Below are 20837 nucleotides of genomic sequence, written 5' to 3' on the forward strand. Positions count from 1 at the left end.
ATGTCTATTCACATGCGGAAAAGTGGCAGCTACTTCGTCCGATATAGGAAGAATGGTAAGCAGAAGCAGAAGAGTGGTTTTGGCTCCGGTGAAGCAGGCAAAGCTCGTGCAGAGGAGTTTGACCGTTCTGTGAATGGAAAGAAGAATGATGATCAGGAATTGTTGGCTAACAACATCGAATACATTGATCAGCTTGCCCAGCGTTATTACACTTCGGATGATGTAGATATGAGCAAGCAGTGGCGCAGGGATTGGCTCAAAATGTTCAATGAGCGTCTTCTTCCAGAGTTGAGTCAGATACCAATCTCTCATCTTAAGGGGGATACTATCTCTCGTCTTGTAAAGCAAAAGTTTCCTGAAGCATCCCTTGTGACGCGCTCGACATATGTGGGGTATGTGAAGGCGATGTTTTCATGGGGTGTTAGAATGGAGCTGATTGAGAAAAATCCTTTAGCTCATTTTTCCCGGAAAAGCTCCCCCCAGAAGGACTTGTTGGTAGATAAGGAGTTGATTCTGAATATTCGTGATGCATGTGTCCCGCACATTGCGCTTGGGGTAGAGTTCATTGCCAACACTGGCGTTCGCCCTGGCCCGGTAGAACTGCTGGGAGTCAAGTGGGAACATATCAACTGGAAAGACTCGACAGTCAGTGTTTTGGGCAAGAACCGCAAGTGGCGGATAATACCTCTGAAGCCGGAGTTTCTGGAGAAATTGATGATCCAGAAGGAGAAGGCCAAAACCGACTATATGATCGAATACAATGGTCGTGGAAATCTTGATGGTATTAACCAAGGCTTTAGGAGAACATGCAGGAAAATTGGTGTCGATGATGCCGTTGAACTCTACGATATTCGCCACTGGTTTTGCTCAATGCTGCTCGCAAAGGGAGTCCCAGTGAAGACTGTGAGTATGCTCATGGATCACAGTTCAACCCGCATGACGCTTGATGTGTATGGGCACTTTATCCCGGGAGATGAAGCACAGGCGATTCAAGGGTTGCCGGATATATTCTAGAAAAATTACCTGCCGGATTGTCGGGAAAAGAAGGGGGCGTCAGAAAATGATGCTCCCTTTCTTTTTGGCAATTGAAAATAAAACATCAAAGCAACCATGCTGTCGCAGCGGCTGCCGGGGAGACACCGAGAATTTAGATGGAGATTATTCAAGTCAGCAGGGTAATCAGGGGATGAAAACTGTAAGCTCAAACAAGCTCTAACACTTTGGTAATCACTTCCCTGAATCAGCGGATCATACAAACCCATTCATACTTTTTCTCAATCATTTTTCTTCAACATAGGTATAGGGGGACAGTGAAGATGAGAATTAAGAAAGCATGCGGGGCGTATAGGATATTTGCAGGATAAATGTAGGTAATATGCGGGTTACCAGGGTTTGTTGGAAAAATTTTAGGGCAAATGGTTAAAATGAGAATTTTGACCATTTGCCCTTTGTTTTAGACACTCAAAATGAGAAAGTTTTAGCTGCCCTGGCGACCAAGTCTCCAATAGACTATTCTGCGTGTTTTTACATTTGCGATGATGGTCATATCGGCGTTGGGGTAATAAAATGCTTTCAGTATATTGGGGTTGCCTTTTGTCACTGTGGTCAGTTCGAATGCGCCTAATTTATTCATTAATATGCTTTGATTAAATGGACTTCCGCCATTACAGGTGTTTACGACCCAATCTTGAAGTTTCTTGACGGCAGGATCATTTGAATATGTCGGCTTTGTAGACTTATTTTTTGCAGTCTGCTGTAAATATTTTTCATATCTTTTGTTCACCTCATCCATATCAATCTCGATTTTCTCTTGAGGCTCGGCTTTCTCATCTCCTTTCGGTTTATTAGACTCTTTTTGTGCAACCTGCTGCATTTTTTTGTCCACTGATTTTGCTGATACAATATCACCAGGCTTTTCGTAGGTCATTCCAAACCCCACGAAACACACAATTAATGCAAGGCCATATATTCCTAAGACTTTCTTTCTTGATGTCGCTTTTACCCATGTAGGTTTAATTAGTCCCACGACTATAGCTATTTGAGCACCTAGCAGTCCAATTACAAATAAATTAGCCAGCATACCAACCTCCACTTATTGTAAATATTTCAGTCCACGACCACACTCAAAACAAGAAATTCTATACCAGTCGACATGAAAAACTGCAAAGAAATGCTTATACGCCGTAGGGTGCGACAGATTCTTGCAGTAAATTAGTAGGTTGCTGGTTATCTAGGGAGGCCTCGCTTCGCTGTCTTCATCAGCCTGGCCATACTCTGCCGGTCGCTCTCGCATACGTAGTTCCGCTGCGCCTGCTTTGGCCTTGAAATAGCTGCTTTCTTTGACAGCCAAGCGCAGTTCTCTGTTCAGCTCCCGGTTTTCCTTCATGGCGTCTCGGAAGTCATTTGTCAGCTCGCGTACCAGCTTGCGCTCTTCGGCCAGCTCCGCCTCAAGCTCTTGGCATTGAGCGCATGATCCATCCTGCTCTGAAGGTCGAGATCTAAGAAGAGCTTCTCCTCTATGCATTGCCCCATCCCCAGTAAGTAGCCAATCAGCAGAAATATTACAATTAATTGCAATATTTACCAACCAAGACGCTGGTATCTGACCTCGGCTTTTAGCTGAAGACATTGCGGATTGTCTCAGTCCCATGAAACGGGCTAGTTCGCTGTCACTTTTTGCGTTGGTTGCTAGTTTTAATCTCTCTAAAAACGTATTCATGGCGGTTGCATCTTTTTCAGTTAAACCTGCAACCAAACCTGCAACCTGCTTTGATGAATCAGGCATTTTGAAATTCCCTTTAATATCAAACAGTTGCCTTTATGCTTAAAAACTGGTCGCAAAAAGTAAATATGCAACCTCTTTTTGAGTTGACAGACTAACGCAAAAAGTGTTTAAAAAAGCTTCAAGGGCGGTGAACAAAATCAGTAAATTCGTATCTACCTAATTAGCACCCGCCTGCACCCACGGTCAACGGTCCAGTTTGGACGGTAAACAGGAGCAGAAAAGACGGTGAAAAAAGTGCAGCAGCTTACACTTTTTCATGATGAAAATCGGGAAATGGAGATTCAGCAGCTTGGCGCAAGTCTGGCTACGCTGATGCCCATGGTCCGTTCCAGAATGAATAAAGTGGCTGCCAGCCATCACCTCTCCCGCGATCTTATTGCCGAACGTATGACCGACATTGCCCGATCTTCCGGCGTCAAGTTGAGCCGCGGGAACGCCAAGAGCGTCAAGACGGCCACACTGGATAAGTGGCTTTCGCCGGAAGATCGGGACCATCCACCCAGCCTGCAAGCCATCATCACATTTGTCATGGCAACCGGAGATAACAGTCCGTTAATGCCGTTGTTAAGTGTGCTTGGCCTTGAGGTTATGACTGAGGAAGATAAACAGCTCAGAGATTACGCCAAAGCCGATTTAGTAGCGGAAAAGGCAAAAGCAGAAAAAAGAAGATTGAAGGCGGTTTTAAGATGAGCGCAGCAGCAGTGGCGAACCCTCATGCCGGGGTCAGATCAGGCAAGAAGAGATACCCCTGGCGCATCAAAGAATGGATGAGTGCCCATGATCTTACTCAAATAAAGATCGCAAAAGACATAGGGATTTCCAAATCGATTGTGAGCAGCACAATCAATGGATCGACAAACAACAAAAAAGTACTGGCATATCTTAGAGATAAGGGATGCCCGCAAAAGTATCTCTCTTTGCCTGAAGAGATGAAAGAGGACAAAGAATGAGAGAATTCAAAATAACAGCAGAGGTCATCACACACGCAGACATATATGTGCATGTCGCGGACGATGATGACGAAGGAAAAGCACTGGAAATAGCTCAAGAGCACTTGTCCATTTTTCATCTTGAAGAGCAGGAAGAAGAATTTAGCAGCAAAGCAGTAACTAATGAAACGGACAAAATTGTAGTCCTTGGATCACCATATAATAGAGCTGATTTGTTGTCTGCGGAAGAAGTGGACGACTTAGATTAATAAAATCCCAAACAAGCGACAAAACATCATGTGCAAGCATTACCCCTCAGCAAAAATATACACAGCATTGGGCGTTACGCGACAAGCCTTTGAGAAACGTGCAAAGCTTGAAGGCTGGCCTTTTCGTACACGTCAGGGTCGAGGCGGTGGTAAAGAATACGCTTTCGACACACTCCCTGAAAGCGTGCGCACCGCGATCCTGAAGCACGAAGCCTGCACCGCTGATGTTTGTCCCGTATCATCTACACCCACCCAGGGGCCGACCCTTGACTCATTGTCAGATAAGAAACGCGCCAAGGCTTTGGCCCGTGCTGACCTCGTTGCCTTGTACACCTCACACCTCAGCAAGGCGAAAAGAGGCGGCAAAGCGGAAGCCAAAACTCTATTCATAGCAGCATACAAGGGTGGCGCATGGCCCCAACTTTTAGGCACGCTTGGTGTCAAGGTTTCATGGAAAACCATTGAGCGTTGGAAGGTTACCCTGCGTGAAGAGCAGTCAGTTGTTGCCCTGGCCGATGGACGCGGCAAAGGCAATGCAGCCCGTACCGTCATGACCGAACAGCACACCGATATTCTGCTGAAAGCGGTGCTCAATCCCAACTCCACCACCATATCAGAATCAATTGATACGGCCATGGGACTCATGTCTATACAAGGGCTGTATTGCCCCTCAGAAAAAACCATGCGTCGCTGGCTCCAGCGGTGGAAAGAAACCCATTTTGGAACATGGGTTTTCACACGTGAAGGTAAAAAGAGCTGGAATGACAAAGCCGCGTTTTTTATTGAGAGGGATTATGACCTTATTGAAGTCGGCGACATCATGGTTGCTGACGGCCACGTGCTCAACTTTGAGACCACCAACCCATGGACAGGCAAACCCCAGCGTATGGAATTGGTTATGTGGTACGACATGGCTTCCAATTGCCCCTTAGGGTGGGAGATCATGCCAACCGAAAATACTCAGGCTATCGCGTCGGCATTCCGCCGCGCCTGCATAGCTCTCGGTAAGTATCCCCGCATTGCCTACCTTGATAACGGCCGCGCTTTTCGTTCCAAATATTTCAACGGCACCAAGTTCGAGCAGACCGGAATCGGCGGTCTATTTCAAGAACTGGGCGTCCAGACAATTTTTGCATGGCCATATCATGGCCAGTCAAAAACAATCGAAAGGTTTTTCGGCACATTACACCAGCTTGAGCAATGGGTTCCCAGTTACGTGGGTAACTGCATTGATAACAAGCCGCCTCGCCTGCATCGCGGCGAAACCATGCACCGCAAGGCATACGAAGGTACTGGCGGCCGTCCTTTAACCATGGAAGAAACCCATGTGGCTGTGGCCCGTTGGATAGACAAGTACATCAATAAGCCGCAGCGCGGACATCTGAACGGTAGATGTCCGGCAGAACTTTTTGTTGCTGGTCGCGGCCCCGGTGTTGATGAACAGCAGCTTCGCCACCTGATGATGGTCAAAGAGTACCGTAAGATAACCCGTGAAGGTATCAAGCTTTTCGGCGAAAGATACTACTCACCGGAATTGTACAGCCGTACCCATTCAGTACAAGTCCGTTATGACATGCATGATATGTCCTGCGTTCATGTCTACCGAGACGGCGAATTTATCTGTACAGCACCCAAGGTGGCAAAGGTACATCCCGCCGCAAATCTGCTTGGCAATACTGGACACCAGGCAGAGTTCAAAAAGCAAGTCACTTTCAGAAAAGCGCAAGAAAAAGATGCAGCAGGCTACGTAAAAGGTGTGCTGGATTCTGCTCTGGAAGACCAACAGCAGCGTATGAAAGAGCTGGAAGTCAAAAAGGACGAAAAGGACGAATCCAAGCAGCCTAAGCCGCTTACTCAAGCCAAAATTACCAGCATTGAGGCCGCCAAGGTTAAAGCCATGGACGCCCGCAAGTCCGCTCCGGCCTATACACCACCAGCAGAAATGCCCGACATTTTAAACGAGCTGGACAAGTACGAGTATCTTTTCACCCTGAGCATCCAGAAGGGAGTCGCACTGCGTGATCCCGATCTGGAATGGATGGAATATTTCGAAACTACGGATGAATACGACAACATCAAAGCCCGCTGCGAGCAGCGCAAGCGGTTTTACGCCCGTAAACAGGCAAGCAATTAATTGGAGCAGCAAATGGACAGAACTATCTTTATCGAAACCTCAAACGTGACCAAGTTCAATACCGCTATTTCCACCCTTGAGTCAGTGGATAATGGTGAACAGGGCTTCGCCCTTGTCTACGGTCAGGCGGGGCGCGGTAAAACTGAAACCAGTCTAACCTATCAGGCCCGTAACGGCGGTATTTTCCTGCGTGTGCGTCAGAGCTGGACTCAGAATGCATTCCTAACCGCTTTGTCTAACAAAATGTATCTCAAGCCAGCTCGCAGCTCGGCAGCTTGCAAAGACCGCATAATTGATCGGCTGAATGTAGAGCCTCAGACCATCTATGTGGACGAAGCCGACAGGCTGCATGTGGGACGCATTGAGGACCTTCGCGACATTCATGACGAAACAGGCGTGCCTATTGTGCTGATAGGTGAGCGCGAGTTGCACGGAGTGCTGGGCGAGCGTCGCCGTCTCTGGTCCCGCGTCAAGCACTCCGTCGAGTTCGAGCCGGTCGCTGAAGAAGATGTGGCAATCCTCGCTTCTGATGCTGCTGGGCTTAACGTTGACCCGGAAGCCTGCGCCTTGATCGTAAAGAAAGCTGACGGTGATTTCAGGCTTGTCTGGACCTTGCTTGCTGGGCTGGAGAAAGTTGCCCGCACCCGCCAGACCGAGCTGGTTGACGCCAAAATGGTCAATGCTGTTGCCAAGAAGACTTTGACCTGGAGGCGGTAATGAAGACTGACAAAATGGACCAGATGCGTACCGCTTGCCGCACTTTAAGCAAGGGCGGAAAAACCATTACTAATGCCCAGATATACGCCGCAATGGGGGCAGGGCCTAACGACACAAAACGTCGAGACCGTATCCGCAAACGCATTACCTCTCTCAGAAAAGCTGGTGCCCTTAAATGGGTTGCCCGCGGCGAATATGAATATGTTGAAACAGAGGACCGCCGTGACGCTCCTTTGCTTAGCAAGGCATGGAGAGCAGTTAAGGCTGCAAAGTCTGGTTTCTCAGCTCAGGATATTGCCCGACGTTCTGACGCTGACTACTCGCATGTATCTCGCTGGTTTAGGTTTCTGGAAAGTGAGGGCTTTATTCTGCGTCAAGGGCGTAAGGGGAACACTATTCTTTATCGTTCTACTCCGCTTGCCCAACAGACCAGCGAAACACCTCTTCCATCCACAGAACTTCGCGATCCGTTTGCGACTGAGCGCGAAGCAGTGTGTGAACTGACCCGACTTTTTATGCTTAGCGATCTTTACCAGCCCAGCACTAAAACGAAAATTTTGAAATATTGCCGGACCATCATGGACCGGTTTGAAAAAAATCAGGAGGAAACATGAGCAGTAAGAAGGCAAAAACAGCAGAGCCAGCAACAAGCCCGGTAGGTCGCAAGATCAGACATTGTGTTTTTGAACTGCGTTGCATGGCTCAGGGCATGGATGAAGACAAGTTTACGACTATGAAGTCTATCATCCGAGAGCTTGAAGGTTGCGCTCTGCATATTGAAGAAATCGAAGAGCATACCCCGGTCAGTTCTTTTAAGCCCCCGCTTGATGCAAAACAACTGGCCGAGGAGCTGGCCGCAAGCACAAGAGCTTAACATGAAAGCTAAGTACAGCGAAAAGGACACCCGCGGCTTTCTGTTCGTTGATTGCTCGGAATGCACAAAAGGCGGGAACGGCAACAAATCCTGTTCCTCCGGATGGCTGAAGGAAAAAGGGAATCAGGGCGGCTGCTTTTGCGGCGCGCTGCTGGATGGTTTGGAAGTAAAATAGAAGGAGAAAACTATGGATAATGAAGCGATCATTGACGGCAAATACATGAAAAACAGCAAGGGTCACCTTGTCCCTGTTGAACAGGTCTCAGACTACGACAAGGAAAGGGATGAGTTGGTCCGCAGACTCATTTTAAAGGCAGGAGTTCATCAGGAATCATTAAGTGATTTCAAGATCGAATCTATGGGGGATGTGTACGCTTTTATGGAGCTTGCTTTTGAGAAGTACGGAGCCAAAAAGCGTGAGTTGAAAAACTTTCGACTCACCACATTTGACGGAACAGGCCGGGTTGAAGTGGCAGTTAATGACTTCCTCGACTTCGATGAACAACTTCAGGCCGCAAAGTCGCTGGTTGATGACTGCCTTATCGGTTGGACTGAAGATGCCCGTCCTGAAATTCAGGCAGTAGTCAATCAGGCATTTGAAACCGACAAAGAAGGCAGTGTCTCGCCCTCTAAGATTCTCCCTCTGATGAGGTTAGATATTGATGACAAAGACTGGAACAAGGCCATGAAAGCAGTAAAAGACAGCATGTGCGTCCAGTACAGCAAGAAATATATCCGCTTCAAACGGCGCACCGGTCCTGAAGGCAAATGGGAAAACATCGTATTGGACATTGCAGCCCTGTAGGAGTCGGTAATGTGCCTCAAACGTAAGCCACCACCCAAAGAGCGTGGAATCAAGACCGGCGAAGTACAGACAAAGGTAAGAACCGTGCCCATCGGCATACTGTTTGCCGCTGAATCCCGGTCTATCACAAAAGGTAAAATGGCCAGCCGAATGGCAAAGCTCCTCCAGATTGGCGTCGAGAGTGGTGCAATGTCAGACGACTGGACCAAGCAAGCACAGAGTCTGATTGATCAGGCTGAAAGCGTCAACCCCGAAGTGCTGGTCATAAGCTACGACGAGATTGACGGAAGCAAAGAAGAAAGAATGGAGGCTCTTATAATGACCCTTGATGAACTCGTTGAAAAAGTAGCTGAAGAAAAGCCTTACAGAACCCGCAAATCCGAAGTTGAAAATATCGTCACTACAGCAGTAGCGATGCTTGAAGCGGAAGTGGGCGTGGAGCTGGTGACCAGAAAGGACAAATCTGAATAGTGCGAAACCGCCCCGAGCTGGGCGGTCGTCATGACGTGGCGGTCATGGCCTGATGAGCAGCCGAAGGAATTAACATGGCTTTGACGAATGAAGATTGTGAACGAATTGAAAGAGCTTTGGACTCTAGTGATTTCGTAATGGTCTACCTTAAAATCGATGACCGTGAAATTACTCTCAGGTGGGCTCTTAAAACCAGATTTGAAAGAATGGTTGCAATCCTTGTTGAAGGTAAAATGGAATCTGAATGGGCAGAGGGTAACTCGCCAGAAAGTAAGTATTGGCGTTCTACAACTGGCTTTGCATACTCAGCAAAGGACAGAAAAACAATGAAACGGATGTCCAAAGCCAGTTTGAAAAGAAGAGGGCTTAATCCGAATGAAAGAGTAAATTATTATTCGCCGTACTTCACTTCATATAAAACGCTGCTTGCACACCTCAAGAGCTTCGAAGATGCAACATTAACTGAGGTTGGTTTCATATCATGACTAACCACCTCATCTACTCCCCCATCTTCAAACAGTCCAAGTGCGGCGGTGCGGCCCAGCTCACTCCACGTGATGTGAAATGCAAACACGACAAGAAGCCCCATCGCGCAAGAGAAGTCGGCGGCGTGATCCGTTGCTCCGGTTGCGACAATATGTGTGTATGCCCCACAGGGATTGAACACGATCAGGAAATAAGGATTAAGCAACATGGCAAACTATAACCCCAAACGCGCCCTAATCACCAAAGTGGCCATAGCCCGAAAGCAGATCGTAATTGACGAAGACGCATACCGCGAGTTGCTTGAACGTCGCTACGGCGTCACCAGCTCCACAAAGCTCAATATCAAGCAGCTCAGTGAATTGCTTAACCTGTTTGAAACAAAATACGGCTGGAAACCCAAGCCCGCCAAGACCAAGAAGCCCACATCCACCCAGCAGAAAGGCCGGGGCTATCAAGGCGAGTTTGTCGAGATCAGCGACAAAGACCCGCTGGCTAAACAGAAACGCTATGCGCTGGCCTTGGCCAAGCTGCTCGGCTGGAAGCTGGCAGGCCTCAACACCCGCTGCAAGAAACAATTCAAGGTCGAACGGTTTGAGTGGATCAGTCAGCAGAAGCACATGCAGACCTTGATTAGAGATATGCAGGTACGCTGTAAGAAACGCGGCATCGACTACAGCCCCAATTAGTATGAATCAGGAGCAGGAGCGGGAAAGCCTTCGGGCAGCAATAGTCGACCAGCACGGAACGATCCATAAGTTCTGCCGCAGATGTCCGCAGTTGAACAGATCAACTGTCTACATGGTGCTGAATGGGAACTACCCCGGCAATCTGGCGGGACAGATAAAACGGATCAAGCAGGCCATGGAAGGCGAGGACAAGAGCGAATCGGTCTTTATGGCCATCAAATCGGAAGCCTGCAAGCGGTGCGCGGTAACAGGGAAATGCAGCAAATGCGATCGCATGTTTCGCGCTCAGGCGGCAGAAGTTTTAAAAATTTTCTCAAATTGAGTGACCTATGGAACAGCAAAAAATAGCACATGTACTCTGCCACAGAAATGGAGAAGAGGCTGGACCCAAGCTGGAGATTTTCCCCTCTGAACAGTGGAAGAAACCGAGGGCCAAAGCTGGGCTATACCGTCTGCGCAAAGACCGTCTCTGGGTTATGCAGGGTGAAAAATATACCTTCATGCCTCCCTCAAAAATTGGAGAAATTGTGGTCCAATCTTTGGGATTGGTTGAGCCTGAGCCTGAGCATGTACCAGAACTGAAGCCACAGCAGCGGGTAACAGTGCTGGGGCCAAATGGATGGACTATGGGCATTACCGTAACCGATCCCATACAAGGACCGGATGGGCAGTGGCAGATTTGGGTCAGGGGTTATGGTTTTGCTGGATTTTATCTTTGTGAGGAAATCAGGAGATAGTCATGAATAGCACGCTATGCAGAACACTACGAAAGATGCTTGCTGACGGTTTTGAGCAGTACAATGGCGTAATCGACCCGGCAGTATATGAACGGCTTGAATGCCCCGATCCGAAAAAGGCTTACTGGGTATGTAACTGGCCGATCCTGCATTGCCTTGGATGTCGAGAACGCTGTACGCCCAAGGATATCCGGGGCTTCCAGATGACCTTGCCCAGTCCTGAACCTACTGTAATTAAATGGCAGGAAAAGGTTAACACATTGTTAAAGAAACGGTTTGTTCGTCCTGCTGAAGCAGCCTTCTGTCTTGATGTTTCAGAACGTCATGTTCGTGATCTGGTAGATGAGGGAATTCTTGTACGCCATATTCGGCCTCCGCTCAGAATTACCGCCGAATCGGTTAAAGCCGAAATGGAACGTTTGGATAATTAATTTTGAAATTTTGATATATGACGAGGGTGATATAAAGCCTCCTCAGGAACAGGGAGTTCTGACAGACTTATCATTTCTAATTCTTTTCCATTACGAATGTACGCGTATGTGTAGAGAAATCTAAGACATGGAGGAGGACAAGAATATACTAACAGTTTGAAATATCGCTTCTTATTTCTTCTGAATGTTAAAAGTTCTTCAAATGCCAAGAAAAAATTATTATAAAGGGTGTATTGTTCCGGGTGTTCTAATTTTTTACCATCTTTGTATGGTTTAATAGATTCATCAAAGTAATCAGGGTCTCGGAAAACAATTGCCTCATTATAATTATCTACGTTTTTTAAATAATTTACAATCCTTTGATATTTATCGGGGTCAGATCGATAACTCACCCCACTTTTATTATGTTCCAATCTTGTGCTATCGCATAGTAAAAAATCAAACAAATATGGGTGAATAATATATGAAATTTCATTTACTCTTTTGATTATAGAAAAAAAACTTGTTTCAAAAGCCTGCTGGTCAAGAATTTGTATTTGTTTTTTGCTGTCATCTCGTTGCTTTCTTAGGCTTTTACGTTGAAGTGAAATTTGATAAGTTTGCATCTTTAAAGTTGCGTAAAAGAAAAAGACCCCGGCCAAAGCCCAAAGAGGCCCAGAGGTTCCACCTATAAATGTCCCCAACTGAGCAGCTGTTTCGATATTTAATTCCCCCCACAATTCAATATATCCGTCATTACAAAACAGATAAAGAACTACAATGCAATTTACTATGCCTAACCCAACAAGAATCTTCCCTATTGTCTCATAGGTACAACCACAGCATGTCTTAGTATAGTTTTCGGGTAACATATTATTTCCCCCAGAATTAAACGGGTTTTGTGCTTTGAACCGCTGACTCATACCCCCTTACTTTTTTTTATTCAAGCTGACTTGATAAACTTTGCATATCCCGCATGGCCGAAGTGAATTAGCCCATCATATCCCACATAATAACCTCCGTAACGCATCAAACGTACGGAGGTTTTTTTATGACTTTTAGCGAACGCTTCAAAGAACAAATCATCAAACACGAAGGGCTTAAACTCACTCCCTACCGCTGTACCGCAGGTAAAATAACTATCGGCGTCGGTCGCAATCTGGACGACAACGGCATCACCAGAGGAGAGGCCATGATGATGCTTAATCATGACATTGAAGCTTGCGAAGGCCAGCTCTATGTCTCCATGCCTTGGGTTTTCCAGCTCAGCGATCCGCGACGCGCTGTACTCCTCAATATGTGTTTCAACCTCGGCTTTAATGGCCTGTGCAAATTCAAAAACATGCTCTCCGCTTGTGAGTCTGGCGATTATGAGCTCGCAGCCTCTGAAATGCTTGATTCCAAGTGGGCAAAGCAAGTCGGTCAGCGTGCGGACGAGCTCACGCTCCAGATGGAAACCGGAGAATGGTCCTAATGCCTCCCGCAGACGACATGCTGTACATGATATTTACGGCAGGATTTACCTTTGGGATTGGAATTCAGGCAGCCAAGTTATTTGTTGAAAATTGGGACGATATCTTTGCCTTTTGGGTGATTCTCCCCGTCAAAATTCTACTGGCCTGCACCAAAAAGATTTTCTCGTTCATCAACCTCAACATGGAGAAAGCAATGAAAACTTACCTTATTCTCGGTTTTATCGGTGCCGTTATCGGCGCACTGATCGGCGCTATTGCTGGCTGGCTCGTCAGTCTGGTTTGGCCGTGTGTCATCGTCGGCGCTGTGGCTGGTGCTATCGGCCTGCCCACATTTCGCATCTGGCCTAACTGGTTCAGCGACCGCGTACCCGACTGGGTTCCCGGCGCTGTGATGCCGGTTGTTTGCGTCATGCTCGGCGGTGTCATCGGCGCGTTTACCGGATGGGATGTTCGTGGCTGTGGCTTCGGTGCTCTGTTTGGCTGCATTGTCGTGGGGATGTCTTACGGCATCCGGTATTTGCCCTTTAACGTTCAGTAGGGAGGGACCGCCATGGGTTTATTTACTTCTGTAAAGGTCGGCAAGGAAATCGGCGATGCTGCCGGTGGTGTAATTGAGGCTGTCGGTAACGTCTTCGATCAGCTTTTCACCTCCGACGAAGAGCGAGCACAAGCAAAATACAAATTTGCTGAGTTGTTTCAGGGAGGAGCACTCAAGGAATTTGAAGGCCGTATCAAACTGATACTTGCAGAAATGAACGGCAACTGGCTCCAACGCTCATGGCGGCCCATCCTGATGCTTTCCATTGTGGCTATCGTGGTCAACAACTACCTGCTTTACCCTTACTTGAGTCTTTTTTGGTCCAAAGCCCCGGAATTGGCTCTGCCCGTTGAACTCTGGGAACTAATGAAACTCGGTGTCGGCGGATACACAGTTGGACGAAGCGGGGAAAAGATTGCTGAGAAGGTTGCCGAAGCTTGGAGGAATAAATCGTGAGTGATGACATTTGGGGCTGGCTCCGCTTCGGCATGAACTGCCTGTCGACTATTGGTGGCGGAGTCGTTCTGTGGGGAATCTGGTCGTTAAAGAAATCGTTTGTGAGCCACAAGGACTGCGACAATTGCCGCAAAGAAATTACTCAAAAAACAACAGACCTTGGGCACCGGGTAACCCAAAACGAAAACGCTCTTGAACATCTGCCGACTAAAGATTCTACGCACAAGCTTGAGCTTCAATTGGCAGGAATGCGTGGCGACTTAAAGGTTTTAACTGAAAAAATTGGATCAGTAGAAGCGATTAACCAACAGGTCGGCAGAATTGAAGAATATCTGCTGAACAACAAGCGAGGCTAGAAAACATGTCTTTTGATGAAACCATTTCGCAGCACCTGCGCATCACCATTCTGCGACTGCTGGACGAACACAACGGGACTTCCAACGATTCCCTGCTTTGCGATCTGGTGGCCCCTTTCGGCTTCAATCCCAGCCGAGACAAAATGCGTACCGAGCTTAACTGGCTTGCAGAACAGGGCCTCGTTGAATGCTCTAATAACGGCTGCATGACCGTAGAGCTGACCCAGCGCGGCGAGGATGTAGCTAAGTGTCGCGTCACGGTTCCGGGCGTTAAGCGTCCTGCGCGGAGATAGGTCATGGGTAAAGCATATCCGATGGAAGTCCGTCTGAAAGCTCAAGAGCTTTTCTGCGTCCTGCGTTGGACTCTTAAGGCTGTAGCTCAAGAGATCGGCGTCACTTACACCACCGTCCAGCGCTGGTCTAAAGACTATGGTTGGCAGGAAATGCAGGACAATCTCGCACAGGCTGAGTTTGACATTAGGGCTGACGGAATTTTGGCCCGATCGGAAATGCTTAAAACCTTGATTAAGACCAAAGACCCACAAGCAGCTTTCGCTGTTTCCAGCCTTGAAACTTTGGCCATGAAACAAGCGGAAGTCGAACGCGCTGGGCAGCTTATCAAAAATCAGCTTGAGCAGCCGGAACGCAAGATCGCTTCTCTTGCCGATGCAATCCCGGTTCTGGAGCAAGCTATCAACATCAAGCTTGCCCGTCTGCTCGACGATCCCGACGCCGACATGCTGCGCGCTGCTCGTAATATCAAGTCCGCATTTGAATTTATCGACGCCATGAAACCCAAAGACGAAACTAAGAAGAAACGCGGTCTTACTGCTGAAACTGCTGAAGAAATCAGGAAGAAAATTCTGTTTGGTGAAGACTAATGACTGTAATAAGCGATGCACATATCAAAGATTTGGAACCTCTGGAAATCAGCGACGAGGAAATCCAAAACATTTACCCTACAGATGTTCCTGCTGTGCTGCTTCCGTACCAACAGGAATGGGTACAGGATCAAAGCGATGTAGCTATTGAAGAGAAAGGCCGTCGTATCGGGCTGACATGGGGCGGTGCATCTGATGATGTTCTGCTCGCTGCTACTGAAAAAAGTCAAGGCGGTATGGATGTCCTCTACCTTGGCTACGAGCTAGAAATGACACGGGAATATATTACTACCTGTGCTTTCTGGGCCAAAAATTTTGCTAAAGCAGTTTCCAAAATCGATAGCTTTGAACAGTTTATTTTTGTGGACTACGACCCCAAAACAACTGAAACACGTGAAATCAAAGCATTCAGAATCAATTTTGCATCCAAGAATAAAATTGTCGCTTTATCTTCTGCCCCACGTAGTCTGCGTGGGCGCCAAGGTAGAGTTGTTCTTGATGAAGCTGCTTTTCATGACGACCTTCAAGCTGTTCTGAAATCCGCCATGGCCTTTCTCACGTGGGGTGGGCAAGTTCGCATAATTTCCACTCACAACGGCGAGGACAATGCTTTCAACCAGCTGATTGAGGAAACCAGAGCTGGAAAGTGGCCTTATTCTCTGCACCGTACTCCGTTCATGAAAGCAGTAGAACAAGGGCTGTACAAACGAATTTGCCTCGTAAAAGGACTCGAATGGACCCAAGAAAAAGAAGATGAATGGGTAGAGGGGATTTATGCGAACTACGGCGACAATGGCGCTGAAGAGTTGGACGCAATACCTTCCCCGTTGTCTGGTAGCTGGCTCAATCATAGCCGCATTGTTTCATGTGCTAATGACGATATCCCGCTGATTACGTGGCTTCCCCCAGCAACAGATTTTGTAGATTGGGATATTGAAACTGCACATCGGGATGTACGCGACTGGATGCAAGCAAATGTTCTCCCTCTTTTGGATGTTCTGCCTAAAGACAAGCGTCATTACCTCGGTGAAGACTTCGGACGTTCTGGCGACCTTTCTGTTGATTGGCCTGCCGTCAGAATGCCGGACTACTCCTTGGAGACTCCATTTGTATTGCAGCTTCGCAATGCCCCGTTTCGCACTCAAGAACAGATACTGTTTTACGTGCTTGACCGTTTGCCCAGAATGTCAGGTGCCGCCTTTGATGCCCGCGGCAATGGTCAGGCTATCGCCGAGTATGCCCGTCAGCGTTATGGTCATGAACTTGTGGCAGAAGTTATGCTTTCTACTTCCTGGTACCGGGAAAACATGCCTCGTCTGAAAACTTCTTTCGAAGACCGCACCTTCACTATCCCTAAACAAGAAGACATTATTGACGATTTCCGGGGAATTAAACTGCGCAAGGGAATAGCCTGCCCGCCAGAATCAAGCACTAAAAGCGAATCCGGGCAGCGCCATTGCGACTCGGCTATTGCTGCTGCCTTGGTGCAATTCGCCGCAGCAACCATCGAACCGCCCCAAGAATGGGAATCCCCCATAACCGCCGGATCATCCGCAGCCGCAGCCCTGACACGAGGATATAGATAATGAGTACTGGAATATGGGATAGTAAGGGCAATTGGATTGAATTTAGCTCCGGCGCTATGGCCAACCTTGGTACCGAGTTCGCCACCAGCTCACGGGCCATGGGCTTCGACCCGGCTACAATTTTCGGCATGCTGCCCGACCCTGATCCGGTTCTGCGCAAGCGAGGTGAGGACGCCGCGATCCTCGCCGAGCTGGACGGAGACGACGAGGTCAGCACTGGTATCGAAAAGCGGACTTTACGCACCCAGAACAAGACCAACTATACTTTTAATCCCGGTCACGCTGAAGGTGAAGAACCGACCGCGCAGGCCGTGGAAATCTGCAAGCAGCTTGAGCGCGATCTGTCCGCGCTGAAGCTCCGGGACGAGTTCGGCGAAATTTTGGAGACCGTCTTTTATGGGCCCACGTTTTCAGAGCTGATGTGGGAACCGCATAATGGCAGATTCAAGTTGGTCGGCATCGTCAGCAAGCCCCGTGACTGGTTCGGCTTTAATGATGAACGTCAGCCCGTATTTCGGTCTATGGAATCTGCTGAAGGCGACCCGCTGCCGCCCTACAAATTTCTGATTACCCGGCATCGGGCATCTTTCAGTAACCCTTACGGCAAGCGCTTGTTGACCAAGTGCCTGTGGCCGGTTGCGTTTAAACGTGGCGGTATCGAGTTCTGGACGAAGTTTTGCGAAAAGTTCGGCTCTGCCTTCATGATCGCTAAGGCCGGTAAGGATGCCATAGAACGAAACGTGATTGCCGCGCAGCTCGTCTCCATGATTCAAGATGCCGTGGCTGTTCTGCCTCCTGCCAGTGATGTTGAGCTTGTTCAGGCTTCCGGCAAGGCTGGGGACCTGCACAAAGCCTACGTCAACCATTGGAACGTAACCATATCCAAAATCCTGACCGGGCAACACCTTTCTACCGGACAAGAGGGACAAGGATCACGCGCAGCGTCTGAGACTCACAGCGCCCAGCTCGACGCGCTGGCTGAGTCCGATCAAGCCATGTTGGTCGATTCCATGAACCGTCTGGCACAAATTTACACCCGTGTGAATGCTGGGGCTGAGGTGTTTCCGCCTAAATTCGAATACACGGAACCCGAAGATTACAAGGAAAAAGCAGCCCTCGATAAGGAACTGAAAGACTGTGGCGTAGTATTTAAAAAAGTACATTTCGTGCGGCACTACGGCCTTTCAGAAGACGAATTTTTCATGGATTCATCATCCCCTGAAACCGCCCCTGATCAGGGCGAGGACTCGGCGGCCTTCGCTGCTCATGCCGCCGAGTCAAACTTTTCTGCTGAGCCTGACGAGTATCAGGAAGCAATAGACCAGCTTGCCAAAAAGCTTAGCAGTGAAGCCACCCAGCTCAACGAAGACTTTGTCAGTCAAATTGAAAAGGTGGTCAGCCAAGCTGAGAATCTTGAGGACATGCAGATCATGCTTTCAGAGCTGTTTGGCCAAAGCCACGACCAGAACGAGATTGAAGAGCTGATTACCAACTCCATGATCAACACCGCGCTTGCAGGCCGTGCCGCCGTGTATGGGGAAAACGATGATTAGCGTTGACGCTCTCCAGCCTGCAGCGGCTCTCAAATACTGGTCAGGCATGGTGCCTGTTACCAAAAAGGAATTTGAAAAACTGAGCGATGAGGCTAAGCGTCGGGCCTTTACCGTTTCAGGGCTGGCTAAATTGGATCAGGTGACAGCGGTTCAACAGGCCCTGACAAAATGCATGGAAGAAGGCGGAACGGTTCAGGACTTCAAGGCGCAGATCGGCGACATCATCAAGGCGCAGGGCTGGACCGGAAAGAAAGCCCACCGCATCAACAATATCTTAAGGACTAATTTGCAGTCTGCCTACATGGCCGGTCGCTATGAGCAGATGCAGAAAGCAACCAAGTTGCGGCCGTACTGGATGCTCGTTGCCGTTCAAGACAAACGTACACGGGTTACGCATCTGGCTGTGGATGGTCTTGTTTTTCCGCATGACCATCCATTCTGGCAGACATGGTACCCTCCTAACGGTTTTGCCTGCCGTTGTGTTGTTGTCACCCTTTCTGAACGTCAGGTGAAAGCGCGTGGGCTTAAGGTTGAAACAGAAATGCCGGACAGGCTGCGCGTTGTTGATCCTGAAACAGGAATGGAGACTTTCGTTACTCCGATACCCGACCGGGGATGGGCGCAGAATGTCGGCGAAAACTGGCTTGCCGGGCTGGAACCGAAAGAGGTTGAAGGCAAGGTAAAGGACTTATCCGCTACTGCCATTTGCCGCGGTGGGAATTTCGCCAAGGGCGAAACCTGTAAACCACCGCTGAGGGATTTGGACGCTAAACACATCCTTGAAGTTGCGCCGGAAGACATTCTTGGCGCTGATCTGGACAAAGACGAGCACGTGCTGGCTTTTCTGAAAGAATTCGGCCTTTCGAAACTGAACGATCAAAAGACTTTGAATGTCCATGGCTATCCGCTGGTCGTATCGCGCGGATTGTTCCTGGATAAAGTCAGCGGTGAATACAAGACCACATGGAAAGACAAAGGGCCGTACATGAAGCTGTTGGCCCGGACCATCCAGAACCCTTACGAGGTCTGGTGGAAGCCTGTGGAAGTCGGACCGCATAAGACCGTCCGCTATTCATTGCAGCTTATCAGGCCCTTTCGGTTGCCCGGCAGCAAGCAGATCGGCGGCTATGCCTCGTTTTCATTGATTGGCCGTGAATGGCTGGCAGCAACAACTTTTGCTCCGAAAGCTGGACGCTCCGAAGCTGCAATCTTGAAATATCTGGAAGCTCAACGCGGTGGGGTTCTGGTCTATCGGGAAGGAGAGAATGACTAACTCGGCCAGCCGGATCACCGAGAGCACCGCTTAACCCCTGATCCCTCCCCGGCGGGACAGTCAAGCGGAACTTCATTCTCTAAACAGAAAATAACAACCCAAGACAACGGAGTCAATACATATGGCCACTCTTAAAAATGTCGAACTCTTCCGCACCGGCACCCATACTGACAGTGCAGGCAACACCCGTACTTGGTCAATGGATGATCTTAAAAAGATCGTCAGCCAGTACGACCCGGCAAAAGAGGAAGTGCCAGCCGTGCTCGGACATCCCAAAGATACAGCCCCGGCTTATGGCTGGCTGAAAAGAATCTGGACTGAAGGCGAAAGACTGCTCGGTGACTTCCATCAAGTCGCTGATGAGTTTGTCAAAGCGATCAAGGAAGGCCGTTTTAAGAAGCGTTCTATCTCGCTGGATAAGTTTTTCCGCTTGCAGCACGTGGGTTTTCTAGGGGCGGCTCTCCCCGGCGTAACAGGACTCAAGGACATTGAATTTTCGGCAGAAGCCGAGATGGAAATATACGAATTTACAGCAACTAACGAGGGCGGAAAGCCCAAGGAGGATGACACTATGACCCTTGAACAAGCCTTGGCTGAAATTGAAAAGCTTAGGGGCGAAATCAAGAGACTGAAGAATGAAGGCCGCGACGCCGAGGCTGCCGCCAAGATTAAAGAGCTGGAAGGAAAGCTCAAGGCTGCTGAAGAAGAAGCAAGCAAGGCCAAGAACGAACTTTCCGAATACAAGAAAAAGACTGCCGACAAGGACCTTGAAGCCCGTGTTGACGCTTTGGTCGAGTCCGGCAAACTGCTGCCCGCAGACAAAGACGACACCCTCGCCTTTGCCAAATCCATGGACGGGGAAGGAGCCACAATGGACTTTTCCAAGGAAGACGGCAGCACCGAGAAGGTCAGCCCGCGTGAACGTTACTTGCGCAAGCTGGAAGGGGCTGAGGCCAATTCCATGCTGAACGAGTTTGCAAAGAACGGCTGTGGCAGTGGTGATGACGGTATTGATACCAGCGAAGTAACAAACAAAATCTAACCGCCTATAGGCAAGGAGAGAACTATGGTTATGGACGGAGTAAAAGGCCGCTTTGAGGCTGGGGGCGAACGCGCTCATACTACATCCCACCCGCCGATCATTAAGGCGGGTAAGTTTAAACCCAATATTGGGGAACTCCCCGCCGGGCAGGTGCTTCAGCGCGTTGCCAATCTGCTGGAACCGTTCACCGGAGCTGAAGGCGAAATCATGATCGGTGTGCTTGATGCCCCTCTGGATACTGCCAGCGAAACCGTGGGCGAATACGTTGTTCATGGCACTGTCAAAGATCGTCTGTTGACCAAAGACAACGGCACCGCCCTTGATACTGCCGATCATTTCAAACTGTATGAAATCGGAATTTATCCCGAATAAGG

Annotated in this window: 31 protein-coding genes and 1 other RNA gene; 29 read left to right on the forward strand and 3 right to left on the reverse strand. The window is 48.7% G+C overall.

Going from position 1 to position 20837, the window contains the following annotated elements:
• Complete coding sequence (locus ACKU41_RS17535; RefSeq protein ID WP_321402624.1) at positions 1 to 1014, forward strand: site-specific integrase; 1014 nt, start codon at positions 1 to 3, stop codon at positions 1012 to 1014.
• Between the two features lie 463 nt (positions 1015 to 1477).
• Here ACKU41_RS17535 and ACKU41_RS17540 read toward each other — a convergent pair whose 3' ends face one another.
• Together ACKU41_RS17540 and ACKU41_RS17545 are read right to left on the reverse strand one after the other, a co-directional pair.
• On the reverse strand, positions 1478 to 2080 hold the full coding sequence (locus tag ACKU41_RS17540; protein WP_321402627.1) for a hypothetical protein: 603 nt from the start codon (positions 2078 to 2080) through the stop codon (positions 1478 to 1480).
• Positions 2081 to 2230: 150 nt separating this feature from the next.
• Entirely contained in the window at positions 2231 to 2785 is a 555-nt protein-coding gene (locus tag ACKU41_RS17545) for a helix-turn-helix domain-containing protein (RefSeq protein WP_321402628.1), read from the reverse strand.
• 234 nt (positions 2786 to 3019) lie between these two features.
• On the opposite strand from ACKU41_RS17545, the gene ACKU41_RS17550 reads away from it, so the two are divergent.
• From ACKU41_RS17550 to ACKU41_RS17630, 17 genes are all read left to right on the forward strand, one after another.
• Positions 3020 to 3475 (forward strand): hypothetical protein, encoded by a 456-nt coding sequence (locus ACKU41_RS17550; protein ID WP_321402631.1) that lies wholly within the window; start codon positions 3020 to 3022, stop codon positions 3473 to 3475.
• The gene (locus ACKU41_RS17555; protein WP_321402633.1) at positions 3472 to 3735 is read left to right on the forward strand and encodes a helix-turn-helix transcriptional regulator; all 264 of its coding nucleotides are present in this window, start codon (positions 3472 to 3474) and stop codon (positions 3733 to 3735) included. Before ACKU41_RS17550 ends, ACKU41_RS17555 begins: the two co-directional genes overlap by 4 nt.
• A complete protein-coding gene (locus ACKU41_RS17560) occupies positions 3732 to 3983 on the forward strand; it encodes a hypothetical protein (RefSeq protein ID WP_321402635.1) in 252 nt (83 codons plus the stop codon). Before ACKU41_RS17555 ends, ACKU41_RS17560 begins: the two co-directional genes overlap by 4 nt.
• Before the next feature lie 28 nt (positions 3984 to 4011).
• On the forward strand, positions 4012 to 6117 hold the full coding sequence (locus ACKU41_RS17565) for a Mu transposase C-terminal domain-containing protein (protein ID WP_321402638.1): 2106 nt from the start codon (positions 4012 to 4014) through the stop codon (positions 6115 to 6117).
• Positions 6118 to 6129: 12 nt separating this feature from the next.
• Positions 6130 to 6834: an ATP-binding protein gene (locus tag ACKU41_RS17570; RefSeq protein WP_321402640.1), complete on the forward strand. Its 705-nt coding sequence runs from the start codon at positions 6130 to 6132 to the stop codon at positions 6832 to 6834.
• Positions 6834 to 7448 (forward strand): hypothetical protein, encoded by a 615-nt coding sequence (locus ACKU41_RS17575; RefSeq protein ID WP_321402641.1) that lies wholly within the window; start codon positions 6834 to 6836, stop codon positions 7446 to 7448. Before ACKU41_RS17570 ends, ACKU41_RS17575 begins: the two co-directional genes overlap by 1 nt.
• Complete coding sequence (locus ACKU41_RS17580; protein WP_321402644.1) at positions 7445 to 7708, forward strand: hypothetical protein; 264 nt, start codon at positions 7445 to 7447, stop codon at positions 7706 to 7708. Before ACKU41_RS17575 ends, ACKU41_RS17580 begins: the two co-directional genes overlap by 4 nt.
• Position 7709: 1 nt before the next feature.
• Complete coding sequence (locus ACKU41_RS17585) at positions 7710 to 7883, forward strand: hypothetical protein (protein ID WP_321402646.1); 174 nt, start codon at positions 7710 to 7712, stop codon at positions 7881 to 7883.
• Positions 7884 to 7895: 12 nt separating this feature from the next.
• Complete coding sequence (locus tag ACKU41_RS17590) at positions 7896 to 8513, forward strand: DUF3164 family protein (RefSeq protein ID WP_321402647.1); 618 nt, start codon at positions 7896 to 7898, stop codon at positions 8511 to 8513.
• Positions 8514 to 8522: 9 nt separating this feature from the next.
• Complete coding sequence (locus ACKU41_RS17595) at positions 8523 to 8984, forward strand: hypothetical protein (protein ID WP_321402648.1); 462 nt, start codon at positions 8523 to 8525, stop codon at positions 8982 to 8984.
• Positions 8984 to 9050, forward strand: an RNA gene (locus tag ACKU41_RS17600) — hammerhead ribozyme type II. The genes ACKU41_RS17595 and ACKU41_RS17600 overlap by 1 nt, the downstream gene beginning before the upstream one ends.
• Before the next feature lie 8 nt (positions 9051 to 9058).
• Positions 9059 to 9469, forward strand: coding sequence for a hypothetical protein (locus ACKU41_RS17605; RefSeq protein WP_321402649.1), 411 nt, complete (start codon positions 9059 to 9061; stop codon positions 9467 to 9469).
• On the forward strand, positions 9466 to 9690 hold the full coding sequence (locus ACKU41_RS17610) for a hypothetical protein (protein ID WP_321402652.1): 225 nt from the start codon (positions 9466 to 9468) through the stop codon (positions 9688 to 9690). Before ACKU41_RS17605 ends, ACKU41_RS17610 begins: the two co-directional genes overlap by 4 nt.
• Complete coding sequence (locus ACKU41_RS17615) at positions 9677 to 10156, forward strand: phage protein GemA/Gp16 family protein (RefSeq protein ID WP_321402654.1); 480 nt, start codon at positions 9677 to 9679, stop codon at positions 10154 to 10156. Before ACKU41_RS17610 ends, ACKU41_RS17615 begins: the two co-directional genes overlap by 14 nt.
• Position 10157: 1 nt before the next feature.
• Positions 10158 to 10478, forward strand: coding sequence for a hypothetical protein (locus ACKU41_RS17620; RefSeq protein WP_321402660.1), 321 nt, complete (start codon positions 10158 to 10160; stop codon positions 10476 to 10478).
• Between the two features lie 7 nt (positions 10479 to 10485).
• On the forward strand, positions 10486 to 10893 hold the full coding sequence (locus ACKU41_RS17625) for a hypothetical protein (protein ID WP_321402664.1): 408 nt from the start codon (positions 10486 to 10488) through the stop codon (positions 10891 to 10893).
• Positions 10894 to 10895: 2 nt separating this feature from the next.
• A complete protein-coding gene (locus tag ACKU41_RS17630; protein ID WP_321402669.1) occupies positions 10896 to 11324 on the forward strand; it encodes a DNA-binding protein in 429 nt (142 codons plus the stop codon).
• Here ACKU41_RS17630 and ACKU41_RS17635 read toward each other — a convergent pair.
• Positions 11321 to 12226, reverse strand: coding sequence for a hypothetical protein (locus tag ACKU41_RS17635; RefSeq protein WP_321402671.1), 906 nt, complete (start codon positions 12224 to 12226; stop codon positions 11321 to 11323). The two genes, ACKU41_RS17630 and ACKU41_RS17635, sit on opposite strands and share 4 nt — an antisense overlap.
• A gap of 128 nt (positions 12227 to 12354) precedes the next feature.
• Between ACKU41_RS17635 and ACKU41_RS17640 the strand changes: the two genes are divergently transcribed.
• The 11 genes from ACKU41_RS17640 (at position 12355) to ACKU41_RS17690 (ending at position 20835) form a co-directional block, all read left to right on the forward strand.
• The gene (locus tag ACKU41_RS17640; protein WP_321402677.1) at positions 12355 to 12777 is read left to right on the forward strand and encodes a glycoside hydrolase family protein; all 423 of its coding nucleotides are present in this window, start codon (positions 12355 to 12357) and stop codon (positions 12775 to 12777) included.
• Positions 12777 to 13316 (forward strand): hypothetical protein, encoded by a 540-nt coding sequence (locus ACKU41_RS17645; protein ID WP_321402679.1) that lies wholly within the window; start codon positions 12777 to 12779, stop codon positions 13314 to 13316. The genes ACKU41_RS17640 and ACKU41_RS17645 overlap by 1 nt, the downstream gene beginning before the upstream one ends.
• A 12-nt stretch (positions 13317 to 13328) precedes the next feature.
• A complete protein-coding gene (locus ACKU41_RS17650; protein ID WP_321402681.1) occupies positions 13329 to 13772 on the forward strand; it encodes a 3TM-type holin in 444 nt (147 codons plus the stop codon).
• Complete coding sequence (locus ACKU41_RS17655) at positions 13769 to 14128, forward strand: DUF2730 family protein (protein ID WP_321402683.1); 360 nt, start codon at positions 13769 to 13771, stop codon at positions 14126 to 14128. Before ACKU41_RS17650 ends, ACKU41_RS17655 begins: the two co-directional genes overlap by 4 nt.
• Before the next feature lie 5 nt (positions 14129 to 14133).
• Entirely contained in the window at positions 14134 to 14421 is a 288-nt protein-coding gene (locus ACKU41_RS17660; RefSeq protein ID WP_321402685.1) for an ArsR family transcriptional regulator, read from the forward strand.
• A 3-nt stretch (positions 14422 to 14424) separates the two neighbouring features.
• Positions 14425 to 15009: a helix-turn-helix domain-containing protein gene (locus ACKU41_RS17665; protein ID WP_321402687.1), complete on the forward strand. Its 585-nt coding sequence runs from the start codon at positions 14425 to 14427 to the stop codon at positions 15007 to 15009.
• Positions 15009 to 16595, forward strand: a complete 1587-nt coding sequence (locus ACKU41_RS17670) for a hypothetical protein (RefSeq protein ID WP_321402690.1) — start codon at positions 15009 to 15011, stop codon at positions 16593 to 16595. Before ACKU41_RS17665 ends, ACKU41_RS17670 begins: the two co-directional genes overlap by 1 nt.
• Entirely contained in the window at positions 16595 to 18148 is a 1554-nt protein-coding gene (locus ACKU41_RS17675; protein WP_321402692.1) for a DUF935 family protein, read from the forward strand. Before ACKU41_RS17670 ends, ACKU41_RS17675 begins: the two co-directional genes overlap by 1 nt.
• A complete protein-coding gene (locus ACKU41_RS17680; RefSeq protein ID WP_321402694.1) occupies positions 18141 to 19421 on the forward strand; it encodes a phage minor head protein in 1281 nt (426 codons plus the stop codon). Before ACKU41_RS17675 ends, ACKU41_RS17680 begins: the two co-directional genes overlap by 8 nt.
• A gap of 121 nt (positions 19422 to 19542) precedes the next feature.
• Positions 19543 to 20463 (forward strand): hypothetical protein, encoded by a 921-nt coding sequence (locus ACKU41_RS17685; protein WP_321402696.1) that lies wholly within the window; start codon positions 19543 to 19545, stop codon positions 20461 to 20463.
• 24 nt (positions 20464 to 20487) lie between these two features.
• Complete coding sequence (locus ACKU41_RS17690; protein ID WP_321402697.1) at positions 20488 to 20835, forward strand: hypothetical protein; 348 nt, start codon at positions 20488 to 20490, stop codon at positions 20833 to 20835.
• Positions 20836 to 20837 lie beyond the last annotated feature (2 nt).

Origin of the sequence: Maridesulfovibrio sp., from assembly GCF_963678865.1 — a bacterium.
GTDB lineage: Bacteria > Desulfobacterota > Desulfovibrionia > Desulfovibrionales > Desulfovibrionaceae > Maridesulfovibrio.